The following is a 15,591-nucleotide window of genomic DNA, read 5'->3' as shown; positions in this document are numbered from 1 at the left end:
CAGTGGAAAACAACAATAATCACTGTGGCCTGCGGGCCGAGGACAGCAACGATGTCGGATTACATCCAAGAGCAAGGCACGGCAGCCAGCACGGTCAGCCGACGTGAGGAACGCAAGATCATTTTCGCGTCATCCCTCGGGACGGTGTTCGAGTGGTATGACTTTTTTCTCTATGGCGCCCTGGCAGCGGTGATCAGCAAGCAGTTCTTCGCTGGGGTCAACGACACCACGGCGTTCATCTTCGCCTTGATGGCCTTCGCTGCAGGCTTCCTGGTGCGGCCATTCGGTGCGCTGGTGTTCGGTCGCCTGGGTGACATGATCGGGCGCAAGTACACCTTCCTGGTGACCATCGTGCTGATGGGCTTGTCCACCTTTGCCGTTGGCTTGCTGCCGACCTACGCCAGCATCGGTATCGCAGCGCCGATCATCCTGGTGCTACTGCGTATGCTCCAGGGCTTGGCGCTGGGGGGCGAATACGGCGGCGCGGCGACCTACGTGGCCGAGCACGCCCCGCCCGGCAAGCGCGGGTTCCATACCGGTTTCATTCAATCCACGGCCACCCTTGGGTTGCTGCTTTCGCTGGTGGTCGTGCTGGGCAGCCGCTATATCAGTGGTGACCAGTTCGAAGCCTGGGGCTGGCGCTTGCCGTTCCTGCTATCGATCTTCCTGCTGGCGATTTCCACCTGGATCCGCATGAGCATGGAGGAGTCGCCGGCCTTCGTGAAGATGAAGGCCCAGGGCAAGGTCAGCAAGTCGCCGATTCGTGAATCCTTCACCTCCTGGCCCAACCTCAAGGTGGTGCTCACCGCCTTGTTCAGCATCAATGCCGGGCAGGCCGTGACCTTCTACACCGCGCAGTTCTACGTGCTGTTCTTCCTGACCCAGATGCTCAAGATGGACCCGGCCCAGGCCAATACGCTGTTGATCATCAGCGTGGTGATCGGCGCGCCGTTCTTCGTATTCTTTGGCTGGTTGTCCGACCGGGTGGGGCGCAAGCCGATCCTGATGATCGGCCTGCTCCTGGCCACCGTGTTGTACTTCCCGATGTTCAAGGCCCTGAGCCATTACGCCAACCCGCAGATCGCCGCGGCCAGCCAGCAGGCGCCTATCGTCGTGACGGCCGACCCGCAAGGTTGTACGTTCCAGTTCGACCCTGTCGGCAAGGCACGCTTCGACAGCCCCTGCGACAAGGTCAAGACGTTCCTGGTCAAGCAGGGCCTGCCCTACAGCTCGGTGGATGCCCCTGCAGGTGACTCGGTGGTGGTGAGCATCGGTGAGCAGCACATCGATGGGTTCGACGAAGCCGCCATGCGCATGGCCATCGAAGAGGCAGGCTACCCGGCCAAGGCGGACCCGGCGAGTGTCAACCAGGTGATGGTGGTGGTGCTGATCGTCGCCATGATCCTTATCGCCACAATGACCTACGGGCCGCTGGCGGCGGTGATGGTCGAACTGTTCCCGACCCGCATCCGCTACACCTCCATGTCGCTGCCCTATCACATCGGCAATGGCTGGTTCGGCGGCTTCCTGCCCACCGTGTCGTTCGCGCTGGTGGTGTATACCGGGGATATCTTCTACGGGCTGTGGTACCCGGTGTTGATCACCGGGGTGAGCCTGGTGGTGGGGATCTTCTGCCTGAAAGAAACCAAGGATGTGGATATCGACAAGGTCTGAATGTGGCACTGCTACCTGTGGAGCGGGAGGCATAAAAAAACCGGCGTAAAAGCCGGTTTTTTTATGCCTCGAAAAAACTTATGCACGATTTTCAGAAAAAGGTCATACAAAGAAATAACTAACCAAATCAATCACTTATCTAGCATTTCAAGGCATTGATCCAAAACTTGCTCACAAGTTATCCACAGATCATCAGGCGCTTTGCTGCGCAGGATTTTCCGCCACCGGTGGCAGCGAACCCATGGCCCGCTGGGCCGCTTCGTTCCAGGCCTGGGCGCGGTCGTTGAGCTCGGCGATGGCACGTGGGCCGGTACCGACCGGGTACATCGGCTCGCCGATCACCACTTCGATGGTACCTGGGCGCTTGCCCCAACCTTCCCGGGGCCAGAACTTGCCGGCGTTATGGGCAATCGGCAGCACCGGCAGGCCTGCATTCACCGCCAGTGCGGTGCCGCCGCGGGAGAATTTGCCGACCTGGCCATGGGGCACACGGGTGCCTTCCGGGAAGATCAACACCCACACACCTTGCTTGAGCAGCTCGTCGCCTTTGCTGGCGACCTGGCGCAGGGCTTCCTTGGGGTTCTTCCGATCGATGGCGATGGGTCGCAGCATGGCCATGGCCCAGCCGAAGAACGGCACGTACAGCAGCTCGCGCTTGAGCACCTGGCTCAGTGGCGAGAAGTAGGCGGACAGGAAGAACGTCTCCCAGGTGCTCTGGTGGTTCGACAGGATCACGCAGGGCTGCGTGGGCACGTTCTCGGCCCCGGTGACCTTGTAGCGAATACCCAGGATCACCCGCGCCAGGAACACGGCGCAGCGGCACCAGTAAACGTTGATGAACCGGTAGCGCTTGTGGAACGGCAGGAACGGCGCGACGAAGAAGCTCAGCGAGCACCACAGCAGCGAACTGGTGCCCAACAGCAGGTAAAAAAGAAAGATTCTGATCGCCTGCAGGATCGACATAGTGGCATGTACCGTTGCGGGGCGTGCCCGCCTAAGGAAAAGTGCGCCGCAGTGGGCGCACTGCTTAAATTAGTGCTCTGGCGATGGCTGCCAGATCGTCGAAAATCAAAGTGCCTTGAGGAACGCCTTTTTCCAGCGTTCGCTCACCTTTGCCGGTCTTCACCAGCACAGGTTGTGCATCGACGGCCAGGGCGGCCTCCAGGTCACCTTTACTATCGCCGACAAACCACACGCCGGCCAGGCCCACCTGGTAATGCTCAGCGATCGCCCGCAGCATGCCAGGCTTGGGCTTGCGGCAATCGCAGCCCTCGTCCGGCCCATGCGGGCAATGCACGATGTAACCCACCTCGCCGCCCTGCTCGGCCACCAGCGCGCGTAGGCGCGCATGCATGGCCTCGAGGGTGGCCAGCGGGTAGTAGCCGCGGGCAATGCCGGACTGGTTGGTGGCCACGGCCACCGTCCAGCCCGCCTTGCTCAACTGCGCGATGGCCTCGATCGAGCCGGGAATGGGCACCCACTCCTCCAGCGACTTGATATAGGCGTCCGAGTCGTAGTTGATCACGCCGTCCCGATCAAGAATCAGCAGTTTCAAGGCTTACCCCAGCAGCGAGATGTCGGCCACGCCCAGGAACAGGCCGCGCAGGCGGCTGAGCAGGGCATAACGGTTGGCGCGTACCTTGGCATCCTCGGCGTTGACCATCACCGCCTCGAAGAAGGCGTCGACCGGATCACGCAGGGCGGCCAGGCGGGCCAGCGACTCGCTGTACTGGCGCGCGGCGGCCATCGGCTGCACAGCCTGGTCGGCCTGCTGGATGGCCGAGTACAGGGAGAACTCGTTGGCGTTGTCGAAGTACTTCGGCTCGACCTGCTCGGCGATGGCGCCTTCGGCCTTGCTCAGCAGGTTCGACACGCGCTTGTTCACCGCAGCCAGGGCCTCGGCTTCCGGCAGCTTGCGGAAGGCCTGCACGGCTTGTACGCGCTGATCGAAATCCAAGGCTGAACCCGGTTTCAGGGCACGTACCGACAGGTAGGTGGCGACGTCGATGCCTTCGTCCTCGTAGCGCGCGCGCAGGCGGTCGAAGACGAATTCCAGTACCTGCTCGGACAAGCCCGCGGCCTTGACCTTGGTGCCGTATTGCTTGACCGCGAACTCGACCGCAGTGGTCAAGTCCAGGTCCAGCTGCTTCTCGATCAGGATGCGCAGCACGCCCAGGGCGGCGCGGCGCAGGGCGTACGGGTCCTTGCTACCGGTGGGCAGCATGCCGATGCCGAAGATGCCGACCAGGGTGTCGAGCTTGTCGGCAATGGCCACGGCAGCACCGGTCAGGGTCTGCGGCAGCTCAGCGCCGGCACCGCGCGGCATGTACTGCTCGTTCAGCGCCAGGGCGACGTCTTCCGGTTCGCCATCGTTGAGTGCGTAGTAGTAACCGGCCACACCCTGCATTTCAGGGAACTCGCCGACCATCTCGGTGGCCAGGTCGCACTTGGACAGCAGGCCGGCACGGCCGGCGCGCTGGGCGTCGCCGCCGATCAGCGGGGCGATGAACGCGGCCAGCTTGGAAACCCGCTCGGCCTTGTCGTAGACGGTGCCCAACTGGGCCTGGAACACGACGTTCTTCAGGCGCTCGTTGAAGGTTTCCAGCGGTTGTTTCTTGTCTTGCTTGAAGAAGAACTCGGCATCGGTCAGGCGCGGACGCACGACCTTCTCGTTGCCCTGCACGATCTGCTTCGGGTCGCGGCTCTCGACGTTGGCCACGGTAATGAAGCGCGGCAGCAGCTTGCCTTCGCTGTCCAGCAGGCAGAAGTACTTCTGGTTGTCCTGCATGGTGGTGATCAGGGCTTCCTGTGGCACTTCCAGGAAACGCTCCTCGAACGAGCACACCAGCGGCACCGGCCATTCGACCAGAGCCGTCACTTCATCCAGCAGCGCAGGCGGCACGATGGCCGAGCCTTCTTGTTGCATGGCCAGCTCCGCGGTGCGCTTGGCGATCAGCTCGCGGCGTTCGGCGAAGTCGGCCAGGACGTAGGCCTTGCGCAGGTCTTCGACGTAGTTGGCCGGGGTGGTTAGAGCGACGTTTTCCGGGTGGTGGAAGCGGTGGCCACGGGATTCGCGACCGGCCTGCTGGGCCAGGATGGTGCAGTCGACGACCTGGTCGCCGAGCAGCATTACCAGCCACTGGGTCGGGCGCACGAACTCTTCACGGCTGGCGCCCCAGTGCATGCGCTTGGGGATCGGAAGGTCGTTGAGCGAGTCTTCGACGATGGTCGGCAGCAGGCTCGCGGTGGCCTTGCCCGGAATATGCTGGGAGAAGCGCAGCTTGGCGCCGCTCTGGTCGATTTCGGCCAGTTCCACGCCGCACTTCTTGGCAAAGCCAAGGGCGGCCTGGGTCGGGTTGCCTTCGGCGTCGAAGGCCGCCTGGCGGGGTGGGCCGTCGATGTTGATGCTGCGGTCAGGCTGCTGCACATCCAGCTGACGGATCAGCACGGCCAGGCGGCGCGGTGCGGCGTACACCTGTTTGCCGGTGTAGTTCAGGCCGGCGGCCTGCAGGCCTTTCTCGATGCCGGCCAGGAAGGCGTCGCCGAGGCTGGCGAGGGCCTTGGGTGGCAGCTCTTCGGTGCCCAGTTCAACCAGGAAATCTTGAGCACTCATTGTGCAGCCTCCAGCTTAGCCAACACTTCGTCACGCAGTTCAGGGGTAGCCATCGGGAAGCCCAGGCGTGCGCGGGCTTGCAGGTAGCTTTGCGCCACGTCCCGGGCCAGGGTGCGCACGCGCAGGATGTAGCGCTGGCGCTCGGTCACCGAGATGGCACGGCGGGCGTCGAGCAGGTTGAAGGTGTGCGATGCCTTCAGGACCATTTCGTAGGTCGGCAGCGGCAGCTCCAGCTTGATCAGGCGGTTGGCTTCGCTTTCGTAGAAGTCGAACAGTTCGAACAGCTTCTCGACGTTGGCGTGTTCGAAGTTGTAGGTCGACTGCTCCACTTCGTTCTGGTGGAACACGTCGCCATAGGTGACCTTGCCGAACGGGCCGTCGGCCCAGACCAGGTCATAGACCGAGTCCACGCCCTGGATGTACATGGCCAGGCGCTCGAGGCCATAGGTGATCTCGCCGGTGACCGGGAAGCACTCGATGCCGCCGACCTGCTGGAAGTAGGTGAACTGGGTCACTTCCATGCCGTTGAGCCAGATTTCCCAACCCAGGCCCCAGGCGCCGAGGGTCGGCGACTCCCAGTTGTCTTCGACGAAGCGGATGTCATGGACCAGCGGGTCCAGGCCGATCGCCTTCAGGGAGCCGAGGTACAGCTCCTGGAAGTTGGCCGGGTTCGGCTTGAGCACCACCTGGAACTGGTAGTAGTGCTGCAGGCGGTTGGGGTTTTCGCCATACCGCCCGTCGGTTGGACGACGGCTGGGCTGCACATAGGCGGCGTTCCAGGTTTCCGGGCCGACGGCACGCAGGAAAGTGGCGGTGTGGAAAGTGCCGGCGCCTACTTCCATATCGTAGGGCTGAAGCACCACACAACCTTGCTCGGCCCAGTACTGCTGCAGGGCGAGGATCAGGTCTTGGAAGGTACGCACGGCTGGCGTAGGCTGGCTCACGAAATTCACCTGTATCTGGGGATGCGGATGTAAAGAGCGGGAGTATAACCTGATTCGCCTCGCCCTCTACTCATGGAATGGAGCCTTATGCCACGCTGCTTCTGGTGTACCGACGATCCGTTGTACCAGGCCTATCACGACCAGGAGTGGGGAACGCCGCAGCGCGACCCGGCGTTGCTCTTCGAGATGCTTTTGCTCGAAGGGTTCCAGGCCGGGCTCTCATGGATCACCGTATTGAAGAAGCGCGAGCGTTATCGTCAGGTATTGCACGGCTTCGACCCGGTGCAACTGGCGCGGATGAGCGACGAACGGATCGAGGAGCTGATGCTCGACGCCGGCATCATCCGCAACCGCCTCAAGCTCAAGGCCGCCCGGCGCAATGCCCAGGCCTGGCTGGCTGTGGATAACCCCAGCCAGTGGCTGTGGTCGTTCGTGGGGGGCGAGCCGAAGATCAACCACTTCACCAGCCGCAGCGACGTACCGGCGGTCACCGACGAAGCCAAGGCCATGAGCAAAGCCCTGCACAAAGCCGGCTTCACGTTCGTGGGCCCGACCATCTGCTACGCCTTCATGCAGGCCACCGGCATGGTCATGGACCACACCACCGACTGCGATCGCTACGCCGCGCTGGTGCGCTGAAGCGTTACAATGCCCGCCTTGCAGAAATAAGGAATCGGCCTGTGGAAAAATTCAAAGGCGCCCTGATGGTCGGGGTGCTGCGACTGTTCGCCAAGCTGCCCTGGGGTGCTGTGCAGCGCGTCGGTGCGGGGATCGGCTGGCTCATGTGGAAGGTGCCCAACGGTTCGCGCAACGTCGTGCGCATCAACCTGGCCAAGTGCTTCCCGGAGATGGACGCTGCCGAGCGTGAAAAGCTGGTGGGCCGTGCGCTGATGGACATCGGCAAGTCGTTCGTCGAAAGCGCCTGCGCCTGGATCTGGCCGCCGCAGCGGTCGCTGGATCTGGTCAAGGAAGTGCATGGCCTGGAAGTACTGGAGCAGGCCCTGGCTTCGGGCAAGGGCGTGGTGGGGATCACCAGCCACCTGGGTAACTGGGAAGTGCTGAACCACTTCTATTGCAGCCAGTGCAAGCCGATCATCTTCTACCGCCCGCCGAAGCTCAAGGCGGTGGATGACTTGTTGCGCGAGCAGCGGGTGCAGATGGGCAACCGGGTGGCGCCTTCGACCAAGGAAGGCATCCTCAGCGTGATCAAGGAAGTGCGTCGTGGCGGCCAGGTGGGGATTCCGGCAGACCCGGAGCCGGCCGAGTCGGCGGGCGTGTTCGTGCCGTTCCTAGGTACCCAGGCGCTGACCAGCAAGTTCGTGCCGAACATGCTCGCCGGCGGCAAGGCGGTCGGCGTGTTCCTGCATGCCCTGCGCCTGCCGGATGGGTCGGGGTTCAAGGTGTTCCTGGAAGCTGCGCCAGAAGAGATGTACAGCACGGACGTGAACGTATCGGCAGCGGCCATGAGCAAGGTGGTCGAGCGCTATGTGCGCGAGTACCCGAGCCAGTACATGTGGAGCATGAAGCGCTTCAAGAAGCGCCCGGCTGGCGAGCCGCGCTGGTATTGAGAACTTGGGGGCACTCTGTGCCCCTTTCGCCGGCAAGCCAGCTCCCACACCGACCGCATCGACCTTGAGTCTTGTGCAGTACCTGTGGGAGCTGGCTTGCCTGCGATGGGCTGCAAAGCAGCCCCGGCGATCTCAGGCCTTGTTCAGTTTCTTGAGAAAAACGGTCATCTCTTTCTCGGCCTGCTTATCCCCATGGGTCTGGGCCGCCATGATCCCCTCCTCCCAAGCCTTGCGCGCCGCCACTTGGTCGCCCTGCAGCTGGTAGGCCTTGCCCAGTAGCTTCCACGCCGCAGAATACTTCGGGTCCTGCTCCACGCAGCGTGCTAGATGCACAGCTGCTTCAGCGCCATTGCCTTCGTCCAGCCAGGCCTTGCCCAGCCCAAACCTCAGCAACGGGTTATCCACACCCTTGGCCAGCATCTTTTCCAGTGATTCGCGCATGCCGCCTTCTCCTTAGAAGAAGCTCAAGCCCACGTGGAACAGCTTTTCCACGTCACGGATATGTTTTTTATCCACAACGAACAGGATCACATGGTCGCCCGCTTCGATCACCGTGTCGTCGTGGGCGATCAGCACTTGCTCATCGCGGATGATCGCGCCGATGGTGGTACCCGGTGGCAGGGCGATATCCTCGATGGCCTTGCCGATCACCTTGCTCGACTTGGCATCGCCGTGGGCCACCGCCTCGATGGCTTCGGCCGCGCCACGGCGCAGGGAGTGCACGCTGACGATGTCGCCACGGCGCACGTGGGCCAGCAGCGTGCCGATGGTCGCCAGCTGCGGGCTGATGGCGATGTCGATGTCGCCGCCCTGGACCAGGTCCACGTAGGCCGGGTTGTTGATGATGGTCATCACCTTGCGCGCACCCAGGCGCTTGGCCAGCAGCGAGGACATGATGTTGGCCTCGTCGTCGTTGGTCAGGGCCAGGAAGATATCGGCGTCGGCGATGTTCTCCTCGAGCATCAGGTCCTTGTCCGAGGCGCTGCCCTGCAGCACCACGGTGCTTTCCAGGGTATCGGAGAGCTGGCGGCAGCGCGCCGGGTTCATCTCGATGATCTTGACCTGGTAGCGGCTCTCGATGGCCTCGGCCAGGCGTTCGCCGATCTGCCCGCCGCCGGCGATGACCACGCGCTTGTTGGTTTCGTCGATGCGCCGCAATTCACCCATGACCGCACGGATGTCCTTGCGCGCGGCAATGAAGAAGACTTCGTCGTCGGCCTCGATCACCGTGTCGCCACGGGGCGTGATCGGGCGGTCGCGGCGGAAGATCGCCGCCACGCGGGTATCGACGTTGGGCATGTGGGCGCGGATCTGGCGCAACTGCTGACCCACCAGCGGGCCGCCGTAGTAGGCCTTGACCGCTACCAGCTGTGCCTTGCCTTCGGCGAAGTCGATCACCTGCAGCGAGCCTGGGTGCTCGATCAGGCGCTTGATGTAGTTGGTCACCACCTGCTCGGGGCTGATCAGCACGTCCACCGGGATATGGTCGTTGTCGAACAGCTCCTCGCGGGTGAGGTAGGCTGACTCACGCACCCGGGCGATCTTGGTCGGGGTGTGGAACAGCGAATAGGCCACCTGGCAGGCGACCATGTTGGTTTCGTCGCTGTTGGTTACCGCCACCAGCATGTCGGCATCGTCGGCACCGGCCTGGCGCAACACCGTGGGCAGCGAGCCACGGCCCTGCACGGTGCGGATGTCCAGGCGGTCGCCCAGGTCGCGCAGGCGGTCGCCATCGGTGTCGACCACGGTGATGTCGTTGGCTTCGCTGGCCAGGTGTTCTGCCAGCGTGCCGCCTACCTGCCCTGCCCCGAGGATGATGATCTTCATCCGCTCACTCCTAACCTGTTTTTATCCGCGCGAGGCGGCGATCTTGATCAGCTTGGCATAGTAGAAACCGTCGTGGCCGCCTTCCTGGGCCAACAACTGGCGACCATGGGGCTGGCGCAGGCCGGCCTCGAGCGCCAGGTCCAGCTCGCGGGCACCGGGTGTGCGGGCGAGGAAGGCGTCGATCACTTCGGTGTTTTCCGTCGGCAGGCTCGAGCAGGTGGCGTACACCAGCATGCCGCCGACTTCCAGCGTCGGCCACAAGGCATCGAGCAGTTCGCCTTGCAGTGTGGCCAGGGCCGGGATGTCCTCGGCCTGGCGGGTCAGCTTGATATCCGGGTGACGGCGGATCACCCCGGTGGCCGAGCACGGCGCATCGAGCAGGATGCGCTGGAACGGTTTGCCGTCCCACCAGCTGGCGGTATCGCGGGCATCGCAAGCGATCAGCTTGGCGTCCAGCTGCAGGCGGTCGAGGTTCTCGCGTACCCGTGCCAGGCGCTTGGCCTCGAGGTCGATGGCCACCACTTCGCCCAGCTTCGCTTCGGCTTCGAGCAGGTGGCAGGTCTTGCCGCCGGGCGCGCAGCAGGCATCGAGCACACGCTGGCCGGGCGCCAGCTCCATCAGGTCGGCAGCCAACTGCGCGGCCTCGTCCTGGACGCTGACCCAGCCTTCGGCAAAGCCTGGCAGCCCGCGCACGTCGCAGGCTTCGGCCAGTACGATGCCATCGCGGCTGTAGGAGCAGGCGCTGGCGTTGATGCCGGCCTCGGCCAGCAGGCGCAGATAGGCGTCGCGGCTGTGATGGCGGCGGTTGACCCGCAGGATCATCGGCGGGTGGGCATTGTTGGCGGCGGTGATCGCCTCCCAGTGATCCGGCCAGAAGGCCTTGAGCGACTTCTGCAGCCAGCGTGGATGGGCAGTACGCACCACCGGATCACGCTCGAGGCCTGCGAGGATCTGCTCGCCTTCTCGCTGTGCACGGCGCAGCACGGCATTGAGCAGGCCCTTGGCCCAAGGCTTCTTCAGTTTGTCGGCGCAACCAACGGTTTCGCCAATGGCGGCGTGGGCCGGAATACGGGAGTAGAACAGCTGGTACAGACCGACCAGCAGCAATGCCTGCACGTCTGCATCGGCGGCCTTGAAAGGCTTTTGCAGCAGCTGGGCGGCCAGCAGGTCCAGGCGTGGTTGCCAGCGGGCGGTACCAAAGGCCAGGTCCTGGACCAGGCCACGGTCGCGTTCCTCGACCTTGTCCAGTTGCGCCGGCAACGAGCTGTTCAGCGAGGCCTTGCCGCTGAGCACGGCGGCAAGGGCGCGGGCGGCGGCCAGGCGTGGGTTCATTGGCCGAGTACCTTGTGGTTTGCGAATTTCTCGCGGCGGCTGTTGAACAGGTCGCTGAAGGCCAGGGCCTTGCCGCCGGGTAGTTGCAGGCGGGTCAGGCTCAGGGCGCCTTCACCGCAGGCCACGACCAGGCCGTCCTTGCTGGCGGAGAGGATTTCGCCGGGCGCGCCCTTGCCTGTGGATAAATGGGCGGCCAGGACCTTCACGCTTTCGCCGTCGAGGGTGCTGTGGCACACCGGCCACGGGTTGAAGGCGCGGACCAGGCGTTCCAGCTCGATGGCCGGGCGGCTCCAGTCGATGCGGGCTTCATCCTTGTTGAGCTTGTGCGCATAGGTGGCCAGGGCGTCGTCCTGCACGTCGCCTTGCAGGCTGCCGTCGGCAAGGCCGGCGATGGCCCGCACCACTGCGCCTGGGCCCAGCTGGGCGAGGCGGTCGTGCAGGGTGCCGCCGGTGTCTTCGGCGCTGATCGGCGTGACCACCTTGAGCAGCATGGGGCCGGTGTCCAGCCCCGCTTCCATGCGCATCACGGTCACGCCGCTCTGGGCGTCGCCCGCTTCGACGGCGCGCTGGATAGGCGCCGCACCGCGCCAGCGCGGCAGCAGGGAAGCGTGGCTGTTGATGCAGCCCAGACGCGGGATATCCAGCACCGCCTGGGGCAGGATCAGGCCGTAGGCCACCACGACCATCAGGTCCGGCGCGAGTGCGGCAAGTTCCGCCTGGGCCTCGGCATTGCGCAGGGTCGGCGGCTGAAACACCGGGATGTCGTGGGCCACTGCCAGCTGTTTTACCGGGCTCGGCATGAGCTTCTGGCCACGGCCTGCAGGGCGGTCGGGCTGGGTGTAGACGGCCACGATCTCATAGGGGCTGTCGAGCAGGGCTTTGAGGTGTTCGGCGGCAAACTCTGGGGTGCCTGCGAAGACGATGCGCATGGAGTTCTCGCTTGAAAAAGAAAAAGGCTTGCCGGGGCAAGCCTTCTGGAAGGTAGGGATCAGGCTTGCTGGCGGTGCTGCTTTTCCAGCTTCTTCTTGATCCGATCGCGTTTGAGCTGGGACAGGTAGTCGACGAACAGCTTGCCGTTGAGGTGGTCGAATTCGTGCTGCACGCATACGGCCAGCAGGCCTTCGCATTCCAGTTCGAACGGCTTGCCGTCGCGGTCCTGGGCCTTGACGCGCACACGCAGCGGGCGGTCGACATTCTCGTAGAAGCCCGGTACCGACAGGCAGCCTTCCTGGTACTGGCCCATGTCGTGGGTCAGCTCCTCGACCGTGGGGTTGATGAAGACGCGTGGCTCGCTGCGGTCTTCGCTCAGGTCCATGACCACGACCTGCTTGTGTACGTTGACCTGGGTAGCGGCCAGGCCGATGCCAGGGGCTTCGTACATGGTTTCAAACATGTCGTCGATCAACTGGCGCAGGGCGTCGTCGAACTCTGTCACCGGTTTGGCGAGGGTGCGTAGGCGCGGGTCCGGGAATTCGAGAATGTTCAAGATGGCCATAAGGTCAGGCAGTCACTGTGCGTTCGGTTGAAAAGTCGGGTGGGAGCCGGCCATTGCTGGCCAACTCCCCCCTAAGAACCGTACGTGCGCCTTGTCGGCGCATACGGCTCAAGCCTTCACTAAGCTTCCTATGGAAGCCGGTTTGTCCACATGCAGACCACGGGTGTGGAGCTGGTTGTGACAGTTAGGATGTAAGAGTACCCGATTGGCCAGTTCGTCTCCACCGCCAAGGGAGCGGTGGACGACGTGATGGTCATGCCACCCCGTTTCCCTGGTGATCGGTTGCTTACACAGCAGACACACTCCATTTTGACTGGCAAAGAGGCTGCCGATTTGTTTCCGGTATTTGAGCTTGCTCAGCATCCGGTCCATCCGCAGTTTCTCGCCTTGAGCCTCCATGGCGGGATCGTAGGGGTTGTAATCCCCATTCACCTTCTTGTGTCGCTCGATCGGTGTACTCGCGAGCGAGTACAGTTCGGTCTCCCTTTTGTTTCCAGCTTCATCTGTTACCGTGGTGGCAAACACCCAACCCCTGTCGCCTGAGGTCCGGAAATACTTCTTCCTTACCCAGTCCAGGGACTTATTGGGGTGCCGCCTTTTCGCCCAACGCCAGAGTTTAATAAAGACCCTGTTATCCATCTGGCTATACGCTTGTTTCGCGACTACTGGCTAGTGGTATAGCGCCCATCCCCTCAGTTTCGGGTTGAGCATTCGGATCAGATCCTCTTGCTTAACCGTCTTGTGAGAGTCGATCACCTCTCTTACCTTGCTGTAGAACGCCTTGACGTTCTTCTTGCTCGGTTTGATCAGCAACGTTCCGTCGTATTTCCGGAAATTCCATCCCAGGAAGTCGAAGCCTTCGTCGATGTGGGTGATATGCGTTTTCTTGAGTGACAACCGCAGCCCGCGCGTTGCGAGGAACTGCTCTACCCAAGGTTTTACTTCATTCTCCAGCACCTCCGGAGAGGCCCCTGTGATCACAAAGTCGTCTGCGTATCGCACTACATTCACCTTCAGCTTCTTGGCTCTTACCACTCCTAGATGCTGCTTCAGAAGTGATTCCAGACCATCCAGTGCCAGGTTTGCCAATGTTGGAGAGATGATCCCTCCTTGCGGCGTGCCCGCATCCGTCGCATGCAATTGCCCCTTGTGGATAACTCCAGCTTTTAACCATTGTCGGAGAATCCGCGCATCCGTGGGGGCGTTCCTTAATAGCCAGTCGTGGTTGATGTTGTCGAAGAACCCTTCGATGTCTGCATCCAATACCCAGCAGGCCGAGGCCCGTTTGGATAGACACAAGAACAGCTGCGCCATCGCATCCGCCGTGGAACGTTCGATCCTAAAGCCGTAGCTATTCGGATCGCCTCGGGTTTCAGCGATGGGAGACAGGGCCAGCATGTACAGCGCTTGCATGGCTCTGTCCGTCATGGTCGGTATGCCCAGTGGGCGCTCCCGTCCATCCGACTTCGGGATGTAGACTCGCCGTAGTGGCAGAGCCTTGTATCCCCGCGTCTTCAACTGACCAACCGCATTCCATTTTGCGTTGGGTGTATCCCAGAGTTGCTTATCGACTCCCGCCGTGCGGCGCCCCTGATTTTCCGTGACTCTCCGTACAGCCAAGTATCTGGCCGACTTCGAGCGGGTGAGCATCCGTTGCAGAGATTTGACCCTGCGCCATTTGCCTTCCCGACAAGCCTTCGCAATTCGCCTCTGCATTTCCCGAACATTCCGCTGGACCCGGCGCCAATCGACGTCGTGCCACTGCTGCGGAGTGCCGGAAAGCGCAGACTCACCTTGCTGGCTGAGCTCTTTCATGCTGCTTTCCTCTCAAAGTGAATCCACCCGAGCGGAAGGCGCACGTACCCCCTGAGGGGTGCATGCACCCCGTCAGGGTAAGATTATCAATGGCCAATGGAGCTAGGCCCTGAGGTTAATGAGACGGTCTCAGTCAGAGTTATTGCGACGGAAGACCACGCAGAAGTCTGCCCGGTTTCCCGTGAGGTGATGTTCCAACCCCTATCCAGGCCATTACAGCCTGACATTCGCTTTCTCTGCGATCCCATACCCGCACCGCCAACAGTGTCCCTTACGGTTCACCTGCCCAAGGGCAGCGATACGGGCTTACCACGTTCCCTATCTGTCACACGACTGGGTTAGGACCTGCCTTTTCACCGGTGATCTTGTAAGGCGACGTACCCCCAGCTCAGACGGGAGTAACCGATCACGTACCTTTTGGTTCAAGCCTATCAGCAGCTTTGGCTTGGCTATGTTTACGGTGTTTAGTAGCAGTTCACGTATGTTGTCCATACCAGTCAGCCTAGCGCCTCAACCCGGTACTGCTCCGAGTATCTGCCGCCTCCCTCGCAAGAGAACGGCACCCCTAAAGGGGGGCTACATTGTCGGACGGGCTTCGAACACCACCATTACTAGTGATGCACGCCGTCGTAGGCTACCGTTGGTCGCACAACGAGTCCGCTACTGCTCCGTACAGGCGGCAGTTGGACAATGACAGACAGAGCTTTCGCTCATGTCTCCGTTGGTGGGGGCGGGGACTGCTGTAGCAGCTCGCCTGAGTTGGCTATCTCCTGTTTTGAGGCAGGAGAAACCCCAGCGGGGATTTCTCCCGCAAGGGTTAAAGCCGCAAGGGCTTGAATTAGTGTCGTGGAGGTGACCGTTTGAAACGTTTCTTGACTTCTGGCCACTTTGCCCACGTTGCCAGCCCTAAGCAAAAGATTAGGAGGCTAGTGAGGCAAATGATGCCAAATGTGTCATGACTCATTTCGTACATATCACTTTCCGACGAATGGCACTCCAAGACCGATAAAATCGGTCCGCAGTCGCGCTTCCGAGTGCTTAGCGACCTAGAGGTTTCGCCACCGCCGCTGCGGCAAGTCCTTCAAGGCGAGGGACTTCTGGGCGGGTTTTGGTTCAAGGGGATGGATACCCAAGTATTTGATTCCTCTGGAGAATCTCCCAAGCTGACCCTACAGCTTGGGACCGGAGACACGCTACGCGTGTCGCACCTGAGCACACATAATAAAGGGAATCGGGGGATTCGGCACCTGGCAAAGCTCGGCTAGGGTGTGAAAGGACGGCTAGAGCGCCATTTCATGGACAGCTTGTCAAAGTATTATTCAC

At 62.1% G+C, this 15,591-nt stretch carries 12 protein-coding genes and 1 pseudogene; 3 read left to right on the top strand and 10 right to left on the bottom strand.

What is annotated here, in order from left to right; translation table 11 throughout:
- The first annotated feature begins 51 nt into the window (after positions 1 to 51).
- A complete protein-coding gene (locus ACNFG0_RS11375) occupies positions 52 to 1,674 on the top strand; it encodes an MFS transporter (protein WP_416764853.1) in 1,623 nt (540 codons plus the stop codon).
- Between the two features lie 192 nt (positions 1,675 to 1,866).
- On the opposite strand, the gene ACNFG0_RS11370 is transcribed toward ACNFG0_RS11375, so the two are convergent.
- The 4 genes from ACNFG0_RS11370 to glyQ form a co-directional block, all read right to left on the bottom strand.
- The gene (locus ACNFG0_RS11370) at positions 1,867 to 2,637 is read right to left on the bottom strand and encodes a lysophospholipid acyltransferase family protein (RefSeq protein WP_196145195.1); all 771 of its coding nucleotides are present in this window, start codon (positions 2,635 to 2,637) and stop codon (positions 1,867 to 1,869) included.
- A gap of 64 nt (positions 2,638 to 2,701) precedes the next feature.
- On the bottom strand, positions 2,702 to 3,229 hold the full coding sequence (gmhB, locus tag ACNFG0_RS11365) for a D-glycero-beta-D-manno-heptose 1,7-bisphosphate 7-phosphatase (RefSeq protein WP_196145194.1): 528 nt from the start codon (positions 3,227 to 3,229) through the stop codon (positions 2,702 to 2,704).
- Positions 3,230 to 3,232: 3 nt separating this feature from the next.
- A complete protein-coding gene (gene glyS / locus ACNFG0_RS11360) occupies positions 3,233 to 5,287 on the bottom strand; it encodes a glycine--tRNA ligase subunit beta (RefSeq protein ID WP_196154731.1) in 2,055 nt (684 codons plus the stop codon).
- Positions 5,284 to 6,231, bottom strand: a complete 948-nt coding sequence (gene glyQ / locus ACNFG0_RS11355) for a glycine--tRNA ligase subunit alpha (RefSeq protein WP_084855238.1) — start codon at positions 6,229 to 6,231, stop codon at positions 5,284 to 5,286. Before glyQ ends, glyS begins: the two co-directional genes overlap by 4 nt.
- 87 nt (positions 6,232 to 6,318) lie before the next feature.
- On the opposite strand from glyQ, the gene ACNFG0_RS11350 reads away from it, so the two are divergent.
- Positions 6,319 to 6,870: a DNA-3-methyladenine glycosylase I gene (locus tag ACNFG0_RS11350; protein WP_196145192.1), complete on the top strand. Its 552-nt coding sequence runs from the start codon at positions 6,319 to 6,321 to the stop codon at positions 6,868 to 6,870.
- A 41-nt stretch (positions 6,871 to 6,911) separates the two neighbouring features.
- A complete protein-coding gene (locus tag ACNFG0_RS11345; RefSeq protein ID WP_196145191.1) occupies positions 6,912 to 7,799 on the top strand; it encodes a lysophospholipid acyltransferase in 888 nt (295 codons plus the stop codon).
- 132 nt (positions 7,800 to 7,931) lie between these two features.
- Here the strand turns inward: ACNFG0_RS11345 and ACNFG0_RS11340 are convergent, their stop codons facing one another.
- The 6 genes and pseudogenes from ACNFG0_RS11340 to ltrA form a co-directional block, all read right to left on the bottom strand.
- Positions 7,932 to 8,240, bottom strand: a complete 309-nt coding sequence (locus ACNFG0_RS11340; protein ID WP_416764851.1) for a tetratricopeptide repeat protein — start codon at positions 8,238 to 8,240, stop codon at positions 7,932 to 7,934.
- A 12-nt stretch (positions 8,241 to 8,252) separates the two neighbouring features.
- On the bottom strand, positions 8,253 to 9,626 hold the full coding sequence (gene trkA, locus ACNFG0_RS11335) for a Trk system potassium transporter TrkA (RefSeq protein ID WP_196145190.1): 1,374 nt from the start codon (positions 9,624 to 9,626) through the stop codon (positions 8,253 to 8,255).
- Between the two features lie 21 nt (positions 9,627 to 9,647).
- On the bottom strand, positions 9,648 to 10,958 hold the full coding sequence (gene rsmB / locus ACNFG0_RS11330; protein WP_196145189.1) for a 16S rRNA (cytosine(967)-C(5))-methyltransferase RsmB: 1,311 nt from the start codon (positions 10,956 to 10,958) through the stop codon (positions 9,648 to 9,650).
- Complete coding sequence (gene fmt, locus ACNFG0_RS11325) at positions 10,955 to 11,887, bottom strand: methionyl-tRNA formyltransferase (RefSeq protein ID WP_416764850.1); 933 nt, start codon at positions 11,885 to 11,887, stop codon at positions 10,955 to 10,957. Before fmt ends, rsmB begins: the two co-directional genes overlap by 4 nt.
- A 59-nt stretch (positions 11,888 to 11,946) precedes the next feature.
- Positions 11,947 to 12,453 (bottom strand): peptide deformylase, encoded by a 507-nt coding sequence (gene def, locus ACNFG0_RS11320; RefSeq protein WP_176511735.1) that lies wholly within the window; start codon positions 12,451 to 12,453, stop codon positions 11,947 to 11,949.
- 108 nt (positions 12,454 to 12,561) lie between these two features.
- Positions 12,562 to 14,268 (bottom strand): annotated as a pseudogene (gene ltrA, locus ACNFG0_RS11315) (group II intron reverse transcriptase/maturase).
- Positions 14,269 to 15,591: the final 1,323 nt, after the last annotated feature.

It is taken from the genome of Pseudomonas sp. NY15372 (genome assembly GCF_048068215.1).
Taxonomy (GTDB): Bacteria; Pseudomonadota; Gammaproteobacteria; order Pseudomonadales; family Pseudomonadaceae; genus Aquipseudomonas; species Aquipseudomonas guariconensis_A.
Note: the sequence above shows the minus strand (reverse complement) of the source record. Positions and strands in the feature narration are given on the sequence as shown.